General features: G+C 52.6%; 14 protein-coding genes. 6 read left to right on the forward strand and 8 right to left on the reverse strand.

Annotated elements, in window-relative coordinates:
* Window positions 1-26: 26 nt before the first annotated feature.
* On the reverse strand, window positions 27-605 hold the full coding sequence (locus tag MKMG_RS00610) for a nucleic acid-binding protein (protein ID WP_165074393.1): 579 nt from the start codon (window positions 603-605) through the stop codon (window positions 27-29).
* A complete protein-coding gene (locus MKMG_RS00615) occupies window positions 602-2,566 on the reverse strand; it encodes a hypothetical protein (RefSeq protein ID WP_165074395.1) in 1,965 nt (654 codons plus the stop codon). The genes MKMG_RS00610 and MKMG_RS00615 overlap by 4 nt, the downstream gene beginning before the upstream one ends.
* A 182-nt stretch (window positions 2,567-2,748) precedes the next feature.
* On the opposite strand from MKMG_RS00615, the gene MKMG_RS00620 reads away from it, so the two are divergent.
* Window positions 2,749-2,940 (forward strand): DUF1858 domain-containing protein, encoded by a 192-nt coding sequence (locus MKMG_RS00620; protein ID WP_165074397.1) that lies wholly within the window; start codon window positions 2,749-2,751, stop codon window positions 2,938-2,940.
* A gap of 7 nt (window positions 2,941-2,947) precedes the next feature.
* On the opposite strand, the gene MKMG_RS00625 is transcribed toward MKMG_RS00620, so the two are convergent.
* The 5 genes from MKMG_RS00625 to MKMG_RS00645 all read right to left on the reverse strand — a co-directional run bounded on the left by MKMG_RS00625 (window position 2,948) and on the right by MKMG_RS00645 (window position 7,542).
* Window positions 2,948-3,853, reverse strand: coding sequence for a cysteine-rich small domain-containing protein (locus MKMG_RS00625; RefSeq protein ID WP_165074399.1), 906 nt, complete (start codon window positions 3,851-3,853; stop codon window positions 2,948-2,950).
* Window positions 3,854-3,921: 68 nt separating this feature from the next.
* Window positions 3,922-4,284: an anaerobic ribonucleoside-triphosphate reductase gene (nrdD, locus tag MKMG_RS00630; protein ID WP_165074402.1), complete on the reverse strand. Its 363-nt coding sequence runs from the start codon at window positions 4,282-4,284 to the stop codon at window positions 3,922-3,924.
* 281 nt (window positions 4,285-4,565) lie between these two features.
* A complete protein-coding gene (gene pyrF / locus MKMG_RS00635; protein WP_165074404.1) occupies window positions 4,566-5,201 on the reverse strand; it encodes an orotidine-5'-phosphate decarboxylase in 636 nt (211 codons plus the stop codon).
* On the reverse strand, window positions 5,194-6,147 hold the full coding sequence (locus MKMG_RS00640) for a deoxyhypusine synthase (protein WP_165074406.1): 954 nt from the start codon (window positions 6,145-6,147) through the stop codon (window positions 5,194-5,196). The genes pyrF and MKMG_RS00640 overlap by 8 nt, the downstream gene beginning before the upstream one ends.
* 174 nt (window positions 6,148-6,321) lie before the next feature.
* Window positions 6,322-7,542 (reverse strand): tRNA(Ile)(2)-agmatinylcytidine synthase, encoded by a 1,221-nt coding sequence (locus MKMG_RS00645; RefSeq protein WP_165074408.1) that lies wholly within the window; start codon window positions 7,540-7,542, stop codon window positions 6,322-6,324.
* Between the two features lie 49 nt (window positions 7,543-7,591).
* Between MKMG_RS00645 and MKMG_RS00650 the strand changes: the two genes are divergently transcribed.
* The 3 genes from MKMG_RS00650 to MKMG_RS00660 all read left to right on the forward strand — a co-directional run bounded on the left by MKMG_RS00650 (window position 7,592) and on the right by MKMG_RS00660 (window position 13,045).
* Window positions 7,592-8,503, forward strand: coding sequence for a transcriptional regulator (locus MKMG_RS00650; protein WP_165074422.1), 912 nt, complete (start codon window positions 7,592-7,594; stop codon window positions 8,501-8,503).
* A 53-nt stretch (window positions 8,504-8,556) separates the two neighbouring features.
* Window positions 8,557-10,221: a thermosome subunit alpha gene (gene thsA, locus MKMG_RS00655; protein ID WP_165074410.1), complete on the forward strand. Its 1,665-nt coding sequence runs from the start codon at window positions 8,557-8,559 to the stop codon at window positions 10,219-10,221.
* 244 nt (window positions 10,222-10,465) lie between these two features.
* On the forward strand, window positions 10,466-13,045 hold the full coding sequence (locus MKMG_RS00660; RefSeq protein ID WP_165074412.1) for a lectin like domain-containing protein: 2,580 nt from the start codon (window positions 10,466-10,468) through the stop codon (window positions 13,043-13,045).
* A 19-nt stretch (window positions 13,046-13,064) separates the two neighbouring features.
* On the opposite strand, the gene MKMG_RS00665 is transcribed toward MKMG_RS00660, so the two are convergent.
* Window positions 13,065-13,229 carry a hypothetical protein gene (locus MKMG_RS00665; protein WP_165074414.1) on the reverse strand — a complete coding sequence of 55 codons (165 nt, stop codon included), beginning with the start codon at window positions 13,227-13,229 and terminating at the stop codon, window positions 13,065-13,067.
* Between the two features lie 532 nt (window positions 13,230-13,761).
* Between MKMG_RS00665 and MKMG_RS00670 the strand changes: the two genes are divergently transcribed.
* Window positions 13,762-14,538, forward strand: a complete 777-nt coding sequence (locus MKMG_RS00670; protein WP_165074416.1) for a hypothetical protein — start codon at window positions 13,762-13,764, stop codon at window positions 14,536-14,538.
* Between the two features lie 72 nt (window positions 14,539-14,610).
* Window positions 14,611-16,248: PKD domain-containing protein (locus MKMG_RS00675; protein WP_165074418.1), on the forward strand; the 1,638-nt coding region annotated here is incomplete at its 3' end.

Consider the following 16,248-nt stretch of genomic DNA (forward strand, 5'->3'; position numbering starts at 1 on the left):
TATGCTGCACTGGTGAAAAAAAGGTTTTAGAATGTTATCCGCTGGAGTGCCTGGAGTGCCATCTGGCGGTAGGTTTCCGGGTCGTTTGCATAGAACTCATGTGCCTTTTTGCTGTCTTCAGTCTGGTCGAAGGCATCAGCACGGTCAAGCGTCTGGCCCGCTGTTTCGTCCACCCATTTCCGGTAGGTATCCTCATCAATTTCTGCAACTGATTCTGCCCGGATTGATACAAAGGTTGCGCCATCAGGGGTGTCACGTACCTGTGCTTTTCCAACGACTGCTACCCATGCACTCTCATCAATACGTGAAATCTGCTGCTTTGCCTCAGGCTGGTACATGCCGGCACTGACAAAGAATATCCCGGTCGGATCCTGCACCCGCACAGAATAAAACGTATTCTCTTCTCCTTTCAGTTCTTTTCGTGTCACCTGGCCACAGAAGAAGAGGCGGTTACAGCGTATTCCGCTGGGGAGCATGACATACACCGGGCTCTTCTCGTCTTCTCCGTCTTTGAAGGTGAGACGAACTTCCCGCACTTCTGCTGCGAATGCTCTCCGGGCGGGTTCACGTATGTAGCGGCGCTGGCTCTCTTTTGGTGTGTTCATGAGAGATCACCTCCTTTCAGGCCTTCGGCCCGGTTTATCAGCATCGCGTGTTCTCCCTGGTCATAAGTAATAAGGTTCACAGAATCAGCATCACGGACAATAATGGTGCCATCAATGTCCAGACCATTGCAGGTGATGTATCTTCCCATCAGGCGGTCGTGGAACTGCATAAAGACATCATCCGGTCCGAGCGGTGAGACCTCTGCAATTTCAATTGCCTTTTCAAGGGTGAGGCCGGTTGCTTTCTCGACAGCATCCCGTTGCATGATGACGTTCTTTGCAGTGATGCCATCATCGATGACACCGGTTATCCTGAGATCATACCGGAACTCCTGCTGCATTTCATGCACCGGGCAGAAATTCTGGCGGGAAAGGGCCCGGTTGCAGCCTTCCGCCCTGCAGCGTTTTATCAGGCCGGATCCTGCGCTCATATGGATAACAACGCCGGATATTGTCTCGTCGCGTCCGTCACTTCCGATATCAATATCCGCTCCTTCCTCTTCAAAGATGGTCGCCCCGGAGAGATTGAGGGAATATCGTTCGTTGTACTCATCAACGCCTGCATAATAGATGCTATAGACCTTATCCTCTTCAAGTGAGGTTTCCTGTGTCTCTTCGTCACGGTTCTTCCAGACAACAAATTTCATCCGGCCGGTTTCATCACCGACAAGGCCTGTCTGGAACATCCGATCAGAACGCACTTCCCAGTTGTCAAGCATCTTCACCCGGACACAGGCAACACCCGGGGCGAGGTCTGCAATGGTGGTGATGACCGGCATTAAAGAGCGGTCTTCAGTAATGGAGGAAATCACTGTGCCGGATTGAATATTCATGCTTGGTGCACCACGGTATTCATCGATGGTTGCCTTCTCAATCCTGTACCATTTGTGTTCTTCAAGTGGTTCTGCCCCGGCTTTTTCCCAGACAACAAACTCCATTGCACCGCTTCCGTCTGCAATGATGCCTTTCTGTGCAATTGCAGGGCTGGGTGATGGCTGAAGGGCGACAATCTTTCCTTCCACTGTCACCCAGTCATTCGGCTTTGCGGATGCGATTTCGCTGACTTCATCCGGATTGCCTGAAACGGTTTTCAGTGTCGCCCCCATCTCATCTGCTGCTGGTGAAACTGTTGTTCCTGTATCAGAAATCGTGGTTATTTTCGTACCCGAATGGAATTTCAGGTTTAGTTTTTCCTTATATATGTCCGCAACAGCAGATTCGATCCTGTACCAGTTCCCTTCTTCGAGAGGGGAAAGCTCTGCTTTACTCCATATGACAAATTCAATGGCATCTGTTGCATCTGCAATGATCCCCCGCTGTGAAATTGCGGGACTCCCACCTTCTGACACCTTTGTCACCTTTCCTTCAATGGTCGTCCATTCATCGGGTTTCAGTGATGCGATGGTTTTCAGTTTGGGTGTATCTTTGGATGTCCCTGCCATTTTTTCTGCAATCTGGTGCCAGTCCTGGCTGACAATCCTGCTCATCCCCGGAACCGGGACAACATTTGTGCCGGAGTGCAGTTTGATGCTGAGTTTTTCTTTGTATTCATCCGCAACACAGGATTCTATCCTGTACCATGCATTCTCTTCGAGAGGTGTGAGCTGCGCTTTATCCCAGATAACGAATTCTACTGCACCGGTTTCATCTGCAATGATTCCCCGCTGTGCGATTGCAGGGTTTCCTCCGGCGGCAATCATGACCACTTTTCCTTCAATGGTGGCCCAGTCATTTGGCTGAAGCTCTGCGATCTGCTTTTTATCTTCTGCGTCACGCTGTACCGGGATCTGCTGTTCGCGCATCACCTCATTTGTCACCTGACGTTCGGCATCTTCTGCCGTGAGGAAAAATTCATTGATGAGGAGACGAAGTTTTGCCTCAATCTTTTCCGTATCCTGCGTTCCTCCCCGTTCTTCAATTGTTCTGGAGATTCTTTCTGCTGTTTCGGTTATCTTATCCATTATACATCTCCGTGGTTTTTTTCTGATTATTTAGTGTTCATCATGCGATACATAATACCTGATTGGTTTGGTATCTGTATCCGTGACTGGTCATTAATACCTGTCCATGCGGAGCGAAAGTAATGCCGGTGTCAGGGACTGAGATATATCAATAAATACTCTGGATGTCAAACAAGCAGGCCATGGCTGTTACCGCAGATAGCACTATAGCAGAGATATTAAAAGAGAAGCCGGAAGCAGTGGATGTCCTTTTCAGATTTGGGATGGGATGTATCGGCTGTGCTCTTGCAAACGGGGAGTCTCTGAGGCAGGCAGCACTTGGTCATGGGATTCCCCTGGATGAGCTTCTTGAAGCTCTGGGCATGGAAGAATAAAGATATATTATTCGTTATTCTTTTCTTTTTTCAGTACATTTTTGAGTTCTTCGAGGGATGCCTCGGGGTGCCGGGTCAGGTAGTCTGCAACGGTGGGGGTATGGACAAGTATGCACCCTTCACATGACCATATCCGTCCTCCATTTTCGCGTTCCAGCCATTTCCCCTGTGATTCATCACCACAAGGGTAGAGAGGGCAGTAGCAGAAATCACAGCGCTGGCCTTCGCAGGACGGATGGCAGGGATAATACGGGCATCCGTCGGGATTCCATCGTGACCAGCAATCGCCGCCGATGGAACTGTGGATATAGAATGCTGGTTTTCTCTGGAACTGCATCTCGCTGACAGTCCATGTCTCGGGGAGGCCATATGCGATTGTCCCGGACACAAGTGCCTGTGCCCGTGCCAGACGTTCATGAACATCCGGGGATTCTTTCGTTTCTTCGCAACAGATGAGAACAGAATCTGTTTCAGGTTCGGCGGCAGGGTATCCGGCCGAGATGAATGCCTGGTGTATTGCCTCTTCAGCGGTCGCCAGAAGTGTTCTGAGGCCCGACTCGGGGACTGGTTCACGGCAGCAGACAATGATGGTAACCGGATCGGGACGCTCTCCCGGCTGATCCGGCCGTGCAAGAATAAATACCATGATGCCATCGAACGCAAAGATGCAGAGCCGGTCTATGGTGACGGGGACCGGCAGACTGACTGCGTCAGCAACATATCCGCTTTTCCTGAGGAGACTCCCAATAACAAAGTCAGTATCCTCTTTTGTATTGGTCCGGGGCAGATGGGTGGCGATGATTGTTGATATGTGGGTGATTCTGCCATCTCTGTCAGTATCCTGTGTGCCCGACATGACTGCAGTGAATGCACCGCGGATAAAAAGTGCTCTGTCTCTGAGAAAATACCGCATATCTGAGTATATATTGTATCCGATATGGAAAAACAATGCGAATTGAAAAAAGATATTTGTCGGAAATATCAGGCAACAGTGTAGCGGGAGCGGTCTTTGAGTTCCTGCTGTTTGCCCTGGTTCCATCCGGATACATCTGCAAGGTAGCCTGTCACACGGGAAACCTGGGATACATCATGACTGCCGCATTCCGGGCAGACGGGCTTGCCGCATAGGGGACAGTATTCGATAGTCTCAGTGATATTGTGACTACAGTGACAGTGGTCGAGCGGGCACATGATTTCAAGTTCTGTCTCACCGCAGCAGGGGCACGGATGTTCATCGACAACGTGGTGGCAGGTGTGGCATTTGTACCTGCGCTCTTCAACCGGAATATCTTCAAGAGTGGGGTATTTTTTTTTAAGGCTGAGTTGTTCTGGTGTCCAGTTCATGGAAATATTTTCAGCGACCGGACAGATAAAATGATTGGTATAGCCATCCGGAAAATCTCTGATTTGCATGGCAATATGGCAATGCGCTCTTTTCCCGGCATTTATGCGCTCTATTCCGGTTTGTGCCGCGATGTGCAGTGAAGGCAGAAATGGTCCATTTAATTCTTCCGGGATGCGGGACGGTGGGAGAAAAAAGTGGCATAAAAATGAATGTGCCTCAGGTGACTCATAGGGTTCATCACCTGCGGGCCGCGGTGGCCTGCATCAGAATCGGTCACTCATCATCGGCGGAACGCGGCATAGGCACGTGCTGCCTCTGCCGGATCTGCTGCGGTGTAGATGGCTCTCCCCACGATCATGCCGTCAATCAGCGGGGCAATAACCGCCGGGTCGCCGCCCTGTGCGCCGACACCAGGGGAGAGAATCTTTTTATCCCCAATGATTGTGCGCAGGGCCTGCACACGTTCGGGGCGGGTGGCAGGTGCAATGATGCCGTGGGCACCGGCATCGACGGCCATCTGTGCCAGGAGTTCGGCATTCTTCCCGCTCAGAAATTCAAGGGCGCCGGGATGGCTCATCTCGGTGACGACATAGCATTCCCCTCCGGCGTCGTCCGCTGTCTCCACACAGGCGGCGACAGAGTCACTCCCGCAGAATCCCTGGCAGATGATCGCAGAGAATCCGGCTGCAAAGACCTGTTCTGCAATGAGCCGGTTGGTGTTCGGAATATCAGCCACCTTGAAGTCGGCGATGAGAGGGATGCCGAATTCGCTTAGGGGCCCTGCAATATCAAGCCCTGCTGCAAGCACCAGCGGGTAGCCAATCTTGATGGCATCCAGGTGGGGGGCAGCGGCCTCTGCCACGCTGAGCGCCTCACTACGGCTGAGGACATCCAGGGCGAGAATCAGTTCAGGCATGCTCGATTCTCTCCCGCACGGCGGCAATGATCAGCGGCAGGTTGATGGTCGCGTCCCCATAGACCGTCTGGGCACGTGCCTCGCCTGTCACCTTGCCCCATGACTTTGCTTCATCCAGCGTCGCCCCGGAGAGTCCGCCGAGGTCAGGCCGGTCACCGGTGAGCTGAACGGCGTAATCAAAGCCATTTGGTGTCATGAGCATACTCTGGAAGATATAGTTCTTCGGCACGCCGCCGCCGATAAGAAATGCGCCTGCCTTTTTTGCCGTGAAACAGGTGTCCATCAGCCCGTTCATATCGGCAAACGCGTCAATTGTTACTTTTCGTGTCTGGCCGAAGAGCCAGTACTGCAGGCCGATCATTGAGTCCTGGATGGCAGGACAGTATATTGGAATATCTGCTTCTGCTGCTGCTGCAAGAATACCTGTGTCAAGGTGTTCTCCGATGTGGCGCAGAAGACCGGATATTGAGAGGGTGGTTCCGTCTGTCAGTTCTCCGAGAGTCTCCTGCATGAACTCCTCAAACGATATGAATGCGTCCGATGGCAGGTAAATGTCATAAATCCGGTTGATCTCTTCTTCGTAGAGTTCATCGTCATCACAGATCTCGGTGCCGTGGTAGTGATGGCACCCGATGGCCTCGATGATGTCATGAGTGAGGTTGGCGCCGGTTGAGACCAGCACATCGACGTAGCCGTCACGAATGAGGTCTTCCACAATTCCCCCCATTCCGCCGGGAACCATTGCTCCCGCAAGGCCCAGAAACCGTGTTGTCTCCGTATCTGTGAACATCTCAGTGCAGATATCTGTCGCCCGCGCGAGATATCCACCATTATATGCTCCGGCCTTTCCCAGTTCTTCCACCAGTTCAGCCACCGTCATGCCTGCCCTGACCCGCGCCTGTACGACCGGGCTGGTGCAGACAGTCTTACCCTTTTCGCCGTCCATATAACCAGTAGCAGTATTGGTAGGATACTGCATTAAAACGAACGGGCACCGGAAAAAATGCTGGTTCGGGAGGAGGCGTATTCTCCTGGTACCGGGAATTGTCGTAAGACAGAAACCCTGTCTTTCTCCGGTTAGATTTTTCCGGCAGCCACAGGGAGTATATCCTGCATGAGGTTATGCAGGTGGTATGCCCCGGCAGAGAGGTTTTGCCAGGTGGCGGCGTGCGGACGGCGGGACTTCATACCAGCCGGGCGATACCGTCCGGGGTTCATGGATAGTCTCCGGTTCCTCTGCCCGTGTTTTACACCGGCGGCATTTCCATCCTTTATCTACGCCGTCGCTCTTCATTCTCTTCCCGCAGGAGGGGCAGAGAGGCGGGCGCTGCCTGACAATCTCCGGGCAGGTGATCACCCGGATCTTTTCCAGGTTGATGCTCTCGTTTTTGTAACTGCCGCATATGAGTATTTCATCACCCGGTGCAAGGCTGCGGATGATGTCACGGAATCCTTTGGTGGGTTCGTATGCCATACACCGAACTTTCCCGGACGTGTCACTGAGAAGAAATGAGACATGCCCCCCGCGTCCTGTCACTGGTGTATCTGCAACGACTCCGGTGAGGCGGTATGAACATCCATCGACAAGTGATGCGATGGTTCCATCCAGCAGGTGGGCATCTGTCCCCTGGTTGGTATGGTAGATGACCTCCATCACCGGTTTCTGAGAGTGCACGTATCCGCGAGCTCTCGTCACCCATTCCGGGGATTCTCCGCGAATGCCGAAGATGACCGGATCGGGGGTGTGAGGGAAACAGACGATGCAGTTGTTTTCTGTATCCACCGTGTCCCAGGTATGAGGGAAGGTCTCCTCTTCTGCGCGAAAGAGACTTTCTGTTTCAACGGTTCGCTCCCCTTTGTCCGTATGACTGCGGTATGTGAGCAGTTCCCAGGTCATATCTGCCTGTTCTGCTGCAATACCGGCAGTCGCCCCGATGATGCCCCTCCCGTTCTTCCATTTTTTGACCCTGGCCCCTGCCGCATGGCAGACGGCTTCTGCCTCTTCGATGGTGCAGAATCCGGTGACCGCCTGCAGGTAAAACGAGACAGGTAGCTTTTTTTCAGCTACAACAAGGCCGGGATTTGTCTTTTCCTCATCAAATTCTGCCAGCTCTTCGATACATGCCGATGCAATCCGGAATGCCTCGTCTGCGTCTCCCTCTGCCTCAATACAGATGGCTGCGTTTCCTCGTGTCTTATATATTACATTAGGATTCAGGCGGACGATGCGCTGCCCGGTTACCCTTATTCCTGCCTCTCTGAGCCGGTGTATAAGCACAGCTCCGAGATATGTAGTGCACATGCCTGCCGGAGAGTCAGTGTCATCAATGCCGATACGCATAAAAGCCACTCTTTATATGGAGTTCGCTGCTATAACAGTTTATAGCCAGATGTCATATGAACGGTTACTCCAGAGAGTCACAAGTGTTCTCATTATGGCAGGATATGCCGTATCCGAACGATGTGGAATGCGTCCGCGAAGTTTTGATCTGATTGCGCGGAGGGATGACGAACTACTTGTCATCAAGGCAGTGGTGCACATCGACAGCATGAGCGAGGAGATTGCCCATGAACTGGCGGCGATTGCACACTTCCTCAAGGGAAAACCACTGGTTGTCGGTGAAAAGGCCCGGGATGCCGAACTTGAACGGGGTGCGGTATACCTGAGGTACGGTATTGTCTCCACCAGTGCCATGACGCTCTATGACTTATTCGTCGAAGAGATACCTCCGCTTGTCTACGCACAGCCGGGCGGCCTGTATGTAAATATCAATGGCGGCCTTCTCCGAACGCTGCGGGAAGATTCACAGATGTCACTGGGTGATCTTGCCTCTGCTCTTGGTGTCTCGCGGCGGACCATATCAAAGTACGAAAGCGGGATGGGCACGACCCTTGATATTGCCTGTCGGATGGAAGAGATCTTTGATGCAGCACTTGTGGAGGCTATCGATCTCCTCTCTCACTCAAATCCGTTTGAGGACGGGATAAGGGAGCGTTCTAAGGAACAGTCTCCCGGTTTCAGCCGGATTGGTGTGGAATACTTCAGTACCCGGAATGCACCCTTTGAGGGCCTTGCGTTCTATGGTGATGATACCATTCTCACCTGTTACGGTCCTGCGCAGAAAGTGATGCGGCGTGCGGCCCTTATCGCGAATCTTTCAAACATCACCAATTCACGTGCGGTGTGCGTGATAAAAGGCTACAATAAGCAAAAGAGGATCGGTATTGCTCTGATTATCGGTGAGTCAAAATTTAAGTCCCTTGAATCAGGATCCGACCTCATACATCTGATCGACGATTGACAATCTATATATAGAACTACAAACCTATTTTTGTATCGCATTTGGTAATTATTATGGCAGCAAATCTTGGAGGCCAGCCGATTTTCATTCTGAAAGAAGGCAGCCAGAGAACCCGTGGCCGCGATGCTCAGAGCTCTAACATCGCAGCCGCAAAAGCCGTTGCAGGTGCCGTCCGGACCACTCTCGGTCCGAAGGGCATGGACAAAATGCTTGTTGACACTATCGGTGATGTCGTCATCACCAACGATGGTGTGACCATCCTTAAAGAGATGGACATCGAGCACCCGGCAGCAAAGATGATGGTCGAAGTCGCAAAGACCCAGGACGATGAGGTCGGCGACGGAACAACAACCGCAGTTGTTGTTGCAGGTGAACTCCTGAAGCGGGCAGAGGATCTCCTCGAGCAGGATGTCCACCCAACTGTCATTGCACACGGATACCGCCTCGCAGCAGACAAGGCACAGGAACTGATCAAAGAGATTGCAATTGATGTGAGAGCTGACGATGTTGAGATGCTCAGAAAGATCGCCGACACCGCAATGACCGGCAAAGGAGCAGAGGCTGCAAAGGAAAAGCTCTGTGAACTCGTCGTTCGCGCTGTCACCATGGTCGCTGAGGAAGACAACACCGTTGACATGGACTTCATCAAGGTTGAGAAGAAGGTCGGCGGCACAATTGATGACTCTGAGATCATCGAGGGTGTTGTTATCGACAAAGAGCGTGTCCACCCCGGCATGCCAAAGCTTGTCGAGAACGCAAAGATTCTGCTTCTCAATGCTCCGGTCGAGTACAAGAAGACTGAAGTTGACGCAGAGATCTCCATCACCAGCCCGGACCAGCTCCAGATGTTCCTGGACGAAGAAGAGAAGATGATCAGGGCAATAGTCGACAAGGTCATCAACTCCGGTGCAAATGTTCTCATCTGCCAGAAGGGCATCGATGACATCGCACAGCACTACCTTGCAAAGTCAGGTGTGCTTGCAATTCGCCGTGTCAAGAAGTCTGACATGACAAAGCTCTCCCGTGCAACCGGTGCATCTGTCGTCTCTTCCATTGACGCAATCATGGAGTCTGAACTCGGTGCAGCAGGCCGTGTCGAGGAGAAGAAGGTCTCCGGAGAGGAGATGATCTTTGTGACCGAGAGCATCAACCCGAAGGCAGTGACCCTCATTGTCCGCGGTGGCACAGAACACGTTGTCGATGAACTTGACCGTGCACTGGAAGACGCACTCCGTGTGGTCTCTGTTGCAGTGGAAGACAAGAAGTTCGTCGCTGGCGGCGGTGCACCGGAAGTTGAGCTGTCCCTGCGTCTCCGTGAGTACGCAGCAACCGTCGGCGGTCGTGCACAGCTGGCGATTGAGGCATTTGCAACAGCACTGGAGATCATCCCCCGCACCCTTGCAGAGAATGCAGGTCTTGACCCCATTGACATGCTCGTTGAGCTCCGCTCTGAGCACGAAGCAGGCCGCAAGACCGCAGGTCTTGATGTCTTTGAGGCAAAGGCCGTTGACATGCTGGCTGCAGGTGTCATCGAGCCAATGCGGGTAAAGACACAGGCTATTTCATCCGCAGCTGAGGCTGCTGTGATGATCCTGCGCATTGACGATGTCATTGCATCCTCCGGAGCCGGCGCCGGACCTTCACCTGAAGAGATGGCTGCCATGGGCGGAATGGGTGGCATGGGCGGAATGGGCGGAATGCCGCCTGGCATGATGTAATCACCATCCCGTAAAAACCCATATCTTTTTTTTACCGTTCCCGTTCCGGAATTTTGCATATCTGTGTCCGGCCATTTTTGTGTTTCGCGACCGGGTGAGGGAGTATGTCCGGATGTGACAACCTCATTCTGAAAACATAGTACCTCTGGGTTTTTCTCTTATTTACCCGGATATCCCGGAGTATTCCTCAAAAGTGCCGATACAAAAGTCAATAAATTTCCCGGATGATTATTATTGGATCACGATGACCCGTAGACCATATCTTGTCTCTCTTTTTATCATCTGCCTGTCTGCAGTTTTGATGGTGTCTGTAGCTGTCGCAGCAGATATTTCAGGTGAAATAGCCCCGGTAAACCCATATTTTACTGAGTATATGTCACAGCTGAACTCCATATCTGTGGATGATAGTGTGGATGCCTGTACGGCAGACTTCTGTCCTGCACTGACTGATGACCACAGTTTTGGGGATATACCCGGACAGGTGCAGATAGTCTGGTCGCCTGATACGATGCAGGCAGAGGCGTGTTTTGCTGACGCTGCCGCACCGTCCGTTCCGTACTTCAGTCTCGTTGATGTGGGGCGGGTGACGCCGGTCAAAGATCAGGATGCCTGTGGTGCATGCTGGGCCTTTGCGGCGATCGGGTCTCTTGAATCCTGGGTGCTCTCCGACACCGGGGTCATCTGGGACCTGTCTGAAAACAATATGAAGAATCTGATGTCTGAAAACTCTGACGCCGGGTGGGATCTGGGTGCCTGCCAGGGTGGCAATGCTGCGATGTCAACGGCATACCTCGCCCGCTGGGGCGGCCCGGTGTCTGAGTCTGCGGACCCGTATTCACCTGAATCCTCAGTATCTCCGTCCGGTCTCTCCCCTGTCATGCACACCCAGAATGTCACCATCCTTCCGCCACGGTCTGATGGTCCCGCCGGTCCGCTCGAAAATGATCTGATTAAGCAGTATCTCATGGAGGAAGGAGGCCTGCGGGTCTCAGTCCTCTGGAACTGGGATTATGTCGGGTCATACGACGGCCATTCTTATGCGACCTATTATTTTCCTTCCGGGGGTGATTCGGCAGGCGGGCATGCCATTCTCATTGTCGGTTGGAATGACACCTTCTCACGCACCAACTTCCGGAACACGCCTGCAGGAGACGGTGCCTTCATCTGTAAAAACAGCTGGGGCACCTCCTCAGGCATTGACGGCTACTTCTATATCTCGTATTATGACGAGAACCTTGGACGGAATGCCCGCCCCGATATTGTACTCTATACTGCCGGTGATGCGGACGCGTATGACTGCAATTACCAGTATGATCCTCTTGGATGGACCGATTCAGCCTCGTATGGAAGTCACCGGGAGAGCTGGTTTGCCAATGTATTCACGTCAGACAGCAGGGAAACGCTGGATGCGGTCAGTTTCTACGCCACCGGTGAGGGAATGGAGTATGAGATACGGGTCTATGTGAACCCGGACGGGAATGTCACCGACTCCGGCGGGCCGGTTGCAACAGAGACCGGGTCTCTTCCGTATCCGGGGTATTATACCATTCCCCTCCCGACCCCGGTGGTGCTCAGTGCAGGAGATACGTTCTCTGTTGCGGTGAGGGCCGCCTATGGGTATGACACATTTCCCATTCCGCTGGAAAAATCAGGAACATATACCTCGAAGGCATCTGCCGTTCCCGGACAGAGTTATGTGAGTGCAGACGGTTCGTATTATGTGGATACGACCAGTTTTACGGATAGTAGCGTTTTTGATACAACCACCAACGTCTGTCTCAAGGCATTCACCACAGGGCGGGCCGGACTTCAGATCTCTGGCATTTCACCTGCCACGGTCTCAACCGGGTTTGTCCATACTCTCACCGTGCAGGGGACCGGATTTCAGGAGACGTCTTCCCTTGTCTTCCACAATGTCACCTCCGGCAGGTCGGTTGTGCCGGAGTCTGTGACCTGTGGTGCAGCGGATGAACTCTTCTGCACGGTGGACTTTGCGGGAGTGTCACCTGGTATCTATGACCTCTGTGTCACGAATCCTGACAGTGAAAATGTCACAGAGGCGGATGCCCTCCTGGTCACAGCAGACATCTCCGTCACCGGCATTGACCCGGCGGTCGTCTCTTCAACAGGGAGTGTCTATATCACAGGCCTCACCGGGGATGGATTTTACGGGACGCCAATGGTTACTCTCCGGATGGCGGGGGAGACAGACCGGGCACCGGACTATGTCTTTGTGGAGTCCCCTGCTGTCATCCGCTGCGGATTTAATCTGGAGGGCGCCGCCACCGGTGCATGGGATGTGATTGTTGAGGATGAATTCGGGTATGCCACAGGCACACTGCCGGCAGGGCTGCAGGTCTCCGGCCCGGTTTCCCTTTCCTATACAATTGACATACCCGTATCCGGCGGGTGGAATATGGTCTCCTTCCCGGCACGGGGCAGTGATGTTCTGCTCACTTCCAATATGTCCACGACCCTGTACTCATATGACCCGATTCTGGGGCAGTATGTGGCAACAACCGCAGACTCAGTTCAGCCCGGTACCGGATACTGGGTGGCAGGCACGCTGCCTGAAGATCTCCGTCTCACCGGGGAGGCACTCGGCATGTACCAGATTCCCCTCACTGCGGGATGGAATTTTGTTGGTTCAGTTGCAGCAGACCGCCTGACGGAAAACTTCACCACCGTCCCGGAAGGAATCCTGGCAGGTCCGGTGTACTGGTATGACTCGTCACTTGGGCAGTATGTCACCGGCAGTGAGATATCTGCCGGAAACGGTTACTGGGTCTCAGCGACAGCACCCGGCCTTCTTCTGCTCAGCTGAATGCCTGCAAACGCAGGGATTACTCCCTGTCGGGTTTCAGTATTGTGCCGGAGCCAAATGATCTCTCTTTTTCGGCCTTGCAGGAATCATCCGAGAAAACAGAGATCACATAAAAGAGAAGAAGATGGCCTATAACTGGCGTTAACTCCTCTGTTCGGCAGAATGGTGATTCTGCTCCTGCCATGTGGATCTTTGTCCCGGAAAAACATGTCCACACAGAAGCCCGGAGCGGGCAGTTCTCAGTCGGGACAGTCTATACATCCTCCCAAAATTTCCGTCAATAGCGACCGCTCAGTAGTCTGCAACAAACCGTATTTTTAGCAAATAAAAGGCAAAATAGCCGTATTTTTCCGGCAGTGAAAAAGAGCAGAAAATACGTCCATTCTATCCCCCGATTCCCCAACACAGGGGGTCAAAGAGGGTGGGAAAAGGGATAAAAAAAAGGGGAGGGATTACCCGACGTGTGCATGGGTCTTTTGAGAAGAGTGTCTGCCGGGATGAGATGGGCGGGACCGGCCCGGCCCGGCCCTGATGGCCGCCCGTTCATTCTCTGTTTTATTCCGGCGGCATTTCTACAGAGCCCTTTTTTTATAATTTACAGGGCAAAAAGTCGTGTTCTGATGGTTTTACCTGTGGGAACCTTCTGTCGCGAACCGTAAATAGGGGGAAACACAATTATTCACTACTGAAAAAAGTAGTGAGGAGATGAAAAAAATATGCATCGTATGTATAAGATGATCTGCATCCTGTGCGGCGTGTTTCTGGCGACAGCAGTTCCGGCCAGCGCGTGGACTGCAGGTATTGACGTCACAACGGATCAAACCACCTTTGAACTGGAGTATGGAATTGAACCAAATTCCACTGCACAAGTGGACAGTGATGTGGATGTTATTGCGCCACCCCCGGTACCGGTTATGACAAAGTTTGCCTATTTTGTCACAGACGGACATTTTAGAGAACTTTATACAGATGTCAGGCCTGAGGCCGGATGGCAGCTATATATACAGTCTGATGAGGAGATCTCCGTCACCTGGGATCAGCCACCTGTCTCCCTCAATCTTACACCGGTGAGCGTGATTGGCAGTGACGTCATCTCCCGGCAGGCGATAGACATGAGTCTGCAGCAGAGTCTCTCTCTTGTGCCCGGTAGACATTATATCATGATCACTGCGGCAGCAGCCGGCAGTGACCCTGTGGATGTGGGTAGTATCACCTATCGTCCGCCCATAGTGGTGACCGCAACATCAACCCAGGTACCGGGGGATACGCCGGTGCCGCCGACACCTGTGTCAACTGCGGTGCAGACGGAAAAAAACACTGCAGCGACCGCAGCAGCCACAGCAATACCGGTGCCAACCGGAAACGCTGAACCGGGTATGACGGTGGCAGTACCTGCAAATACCACAGCCACGCCCACCCAGTCTCCAATTTCGGCAGCAATTCCGTTTGCAGGGGCAGGAATATTTCTGGCAATCTATTTAAGGAAACAATAGATTTAAATTAAAATAACACCACTAAATTTCTTATAGTTGACATTCACTTATAGTGAAATGGAGAGGTTTTGAATGAGAAAACAATTATTAATCCTTCTGGTCGTACTGGCACTCCTCGCAGTGCCGGTTGCAGCAGAGGAAAAGAACTGGAATTACACAATTAAGACCACTTTAGATCCAGTGTCCGCTGGGCTAAATTTTGGTTGTAATCTTGTGACAACAGATTATGTCGACAACAGGATATATGATATGGTGGGTCCGCCAGCAAACCCGGATGGCACTACATATTACGCAAATCTTAAGATTTATGAATCTGAGGGAGTTTTTAATTCTACGAGATTCATTCAGGCTCTGAATGCACCTCTTACTCCGGGAAACGATGTAACCGTATTCAATCTGGCTATGAGACCGGATGATGATGCTCCAACAGTACCTTTTACCATTACATGGGATCCGGTTGCTGATGCAGACTATCTGAGCACCATTACCTCCATCACACTGGTGAATCTCTCTGATACCAGTGATACCCATGATATGATGGTCGCAGGGAGTGCAACAGGAACTGGGTATTACGAAGTACCGAACTATGGTCCAGTTCCGCTTATACGTTCATATTCCATCACAGTCACCTATGACCTGCCCGTGCCGGTTGCAGCATTCAGCGGTGCACCAACAACAATCGATCGTGGTGATGCAGTCACCTTCACCGATGCATCCACACCCGTCGGACTCATCGACAGCTGGGCATGGGACTTCGGAGATGGGGGCACTTCAGCCGACCAGAGCCCGGTCTATACCTACACTACATCCGGCACCCACACCGTCACCCTGACGGCAACCAATGAAGCCGGTAATGATGCTGAAGTAAAGACCAATTACATCACCGTGCGTACTGACCCACCGGTGGCAAACTTCACCTTCGACCCTGCAGCTCCCCTGGCTGGTAATCCAGTCACCTTCACCGACGCATCCACGGGTATTGTTGATACCTACTTCTGGGACTTTGGTGACGGTGCAACGGCAACCATCTCAGTCCCGGTACACGCCTATGCAGTCGCAGGCACCTACACCGTGAACCTCACGGCAACGAACAGCGGTGGTTCAGATTCCTTCCAGGACACCGTAACCGTCTCTGTGCAGGACGCACCGGTGGTGTTATTCAGTGCTGCTCCCCGCTTCCTTGAGGCAAACAATACTGTTGACTTCGTCGATTTATCCAGCGGATACAACATCACCGCCTGGGCTTGGGACTTTGGTGACACAATCGGCACGTCAACCGAACAGAGTCCATCCTATGTGTACCTCCTTTCCGGCATCTACAATGTCAGCCTGACGGTCACCAACGCTGGCGGATCGGACACGATGACGATGAATGACTATATCACGGTCACCGGACCCGCACCCGCTGCATCGTTCACTGCCAATGTGACGACCGGTGATAAACCCCTGACTGTAACCTTCACCGACACCTCACAGGCATTTGCCGGTGCAAACATTGTCACCTGGGCCTGGGACTTCGGCGATGGCGGTACATCAGCCCTTCAGAACCCAACCTACACCTACTCGGACTCGGGCAGTTACAATGTCTTTCTGACTGTGACGGATGACGCGACCACCCCGGCATCCGACACCTCTGCACCGACCAATATCATGGTCTCAGGTCCTGCACCTGTGGCAGACTTCAATGGCACACCAACCCTTGTCAGCGTG

This window comes from Methanogenium sp. MK-MG (assembly GCF_009914725.1).
Classification (GTDB): domain Archaea; phylum Halobacteriota; class Methanomicrobia; order Methanomicrobiales; family Methanomicrobiaceae; genus Methanogenium.

Coding starts and splice junctions, on each gene's coding strand:
- MKMG_RS00610 (WP_165074393.1), bottom strand. CDS start 605: ATGAACACACCAAAAGAGAGCCAGCGCCGCTACATACGTGAACCCGCC.
- MKMG_RS00615 (WP_165074395.1), bottom strand. CDS start 2,566: ATGGATAAGATAACCGAAACAGCAGAAAGAATCTCCAGAACAATTGAA.
- MKMG_RS00620 (WP_165074397.1), top strand. CDS start 2,749: ATGGCTGTTACCGCAGATAGCACTATAGCAGAGATATTAAAAGAGAAG.
- MKMG_RS00625 (WP_165074399.1), bottom strand. CDS start 3,853: ATGCGGTATTTTCTCAGAGACAGAGCACTTTTTATCCGCGGTGCATTC.
- nrdD (WP_165074402.1), bottom strand. CDS start 4,284: ATGAACTGGACACCAGAACAACTCAGCCTTAAAAAAAAATACCCCACT.
- pyrF (WP_165074404.1), bottom strand. CDS start 5,201: ATGCCTGAACTGATTCTCGCCCTGGATGTCCTCAGCCGTAGTGAGGCG.
- MKMG_RS00640 (WP_165074406.1), bottom strand. CDS start 6,147: ATGGACGGCGAAAAGGGTAAGACTGTCTGCACCAGCCCGGTCGTACAG.
- MKMG_RS00645 (WP_165074408.1), bottom strand. CDS start 7,542: ATGCGTATCGGCATTGATGACACTGACTCTCCGGCAGGCATGTGCACT.
- MKMG_RS00650 (WP_165074422.1), top strand. CDS start 7,592: ATGTCATATGAACGGTTACTCCAGAGAGTCACAAGTGTTCTCATTATG.
- thsA (WP_165074410.1), top strand. CDS start 8,557: ATGGCAGCAAATCTTGGAGGCCAGCCGATTTTCATTCTGAAAGAAGGC.
- MKMG_RS00660 (WP_165074412.1), top strand. CDS start 10,466: ATGACCCGTAGACCATATCTTGTCTCTCTTTTTATCATCTGCCTGTCT.
- MKMG_RS00665 (WP_165074414.1), bottom strand. CDS start 13,229: ATGGCAGGAGCAGAATCACCATTCTGCCGAACAGAGGAGTTAACGCCA.
- MKMG_RS00670 (WP_165074416.1), top strand. CDS start 13,762: ATGCATCGTATGTATAAGATGATCTGCATCCTGTGCGGCGTGTTTCTG.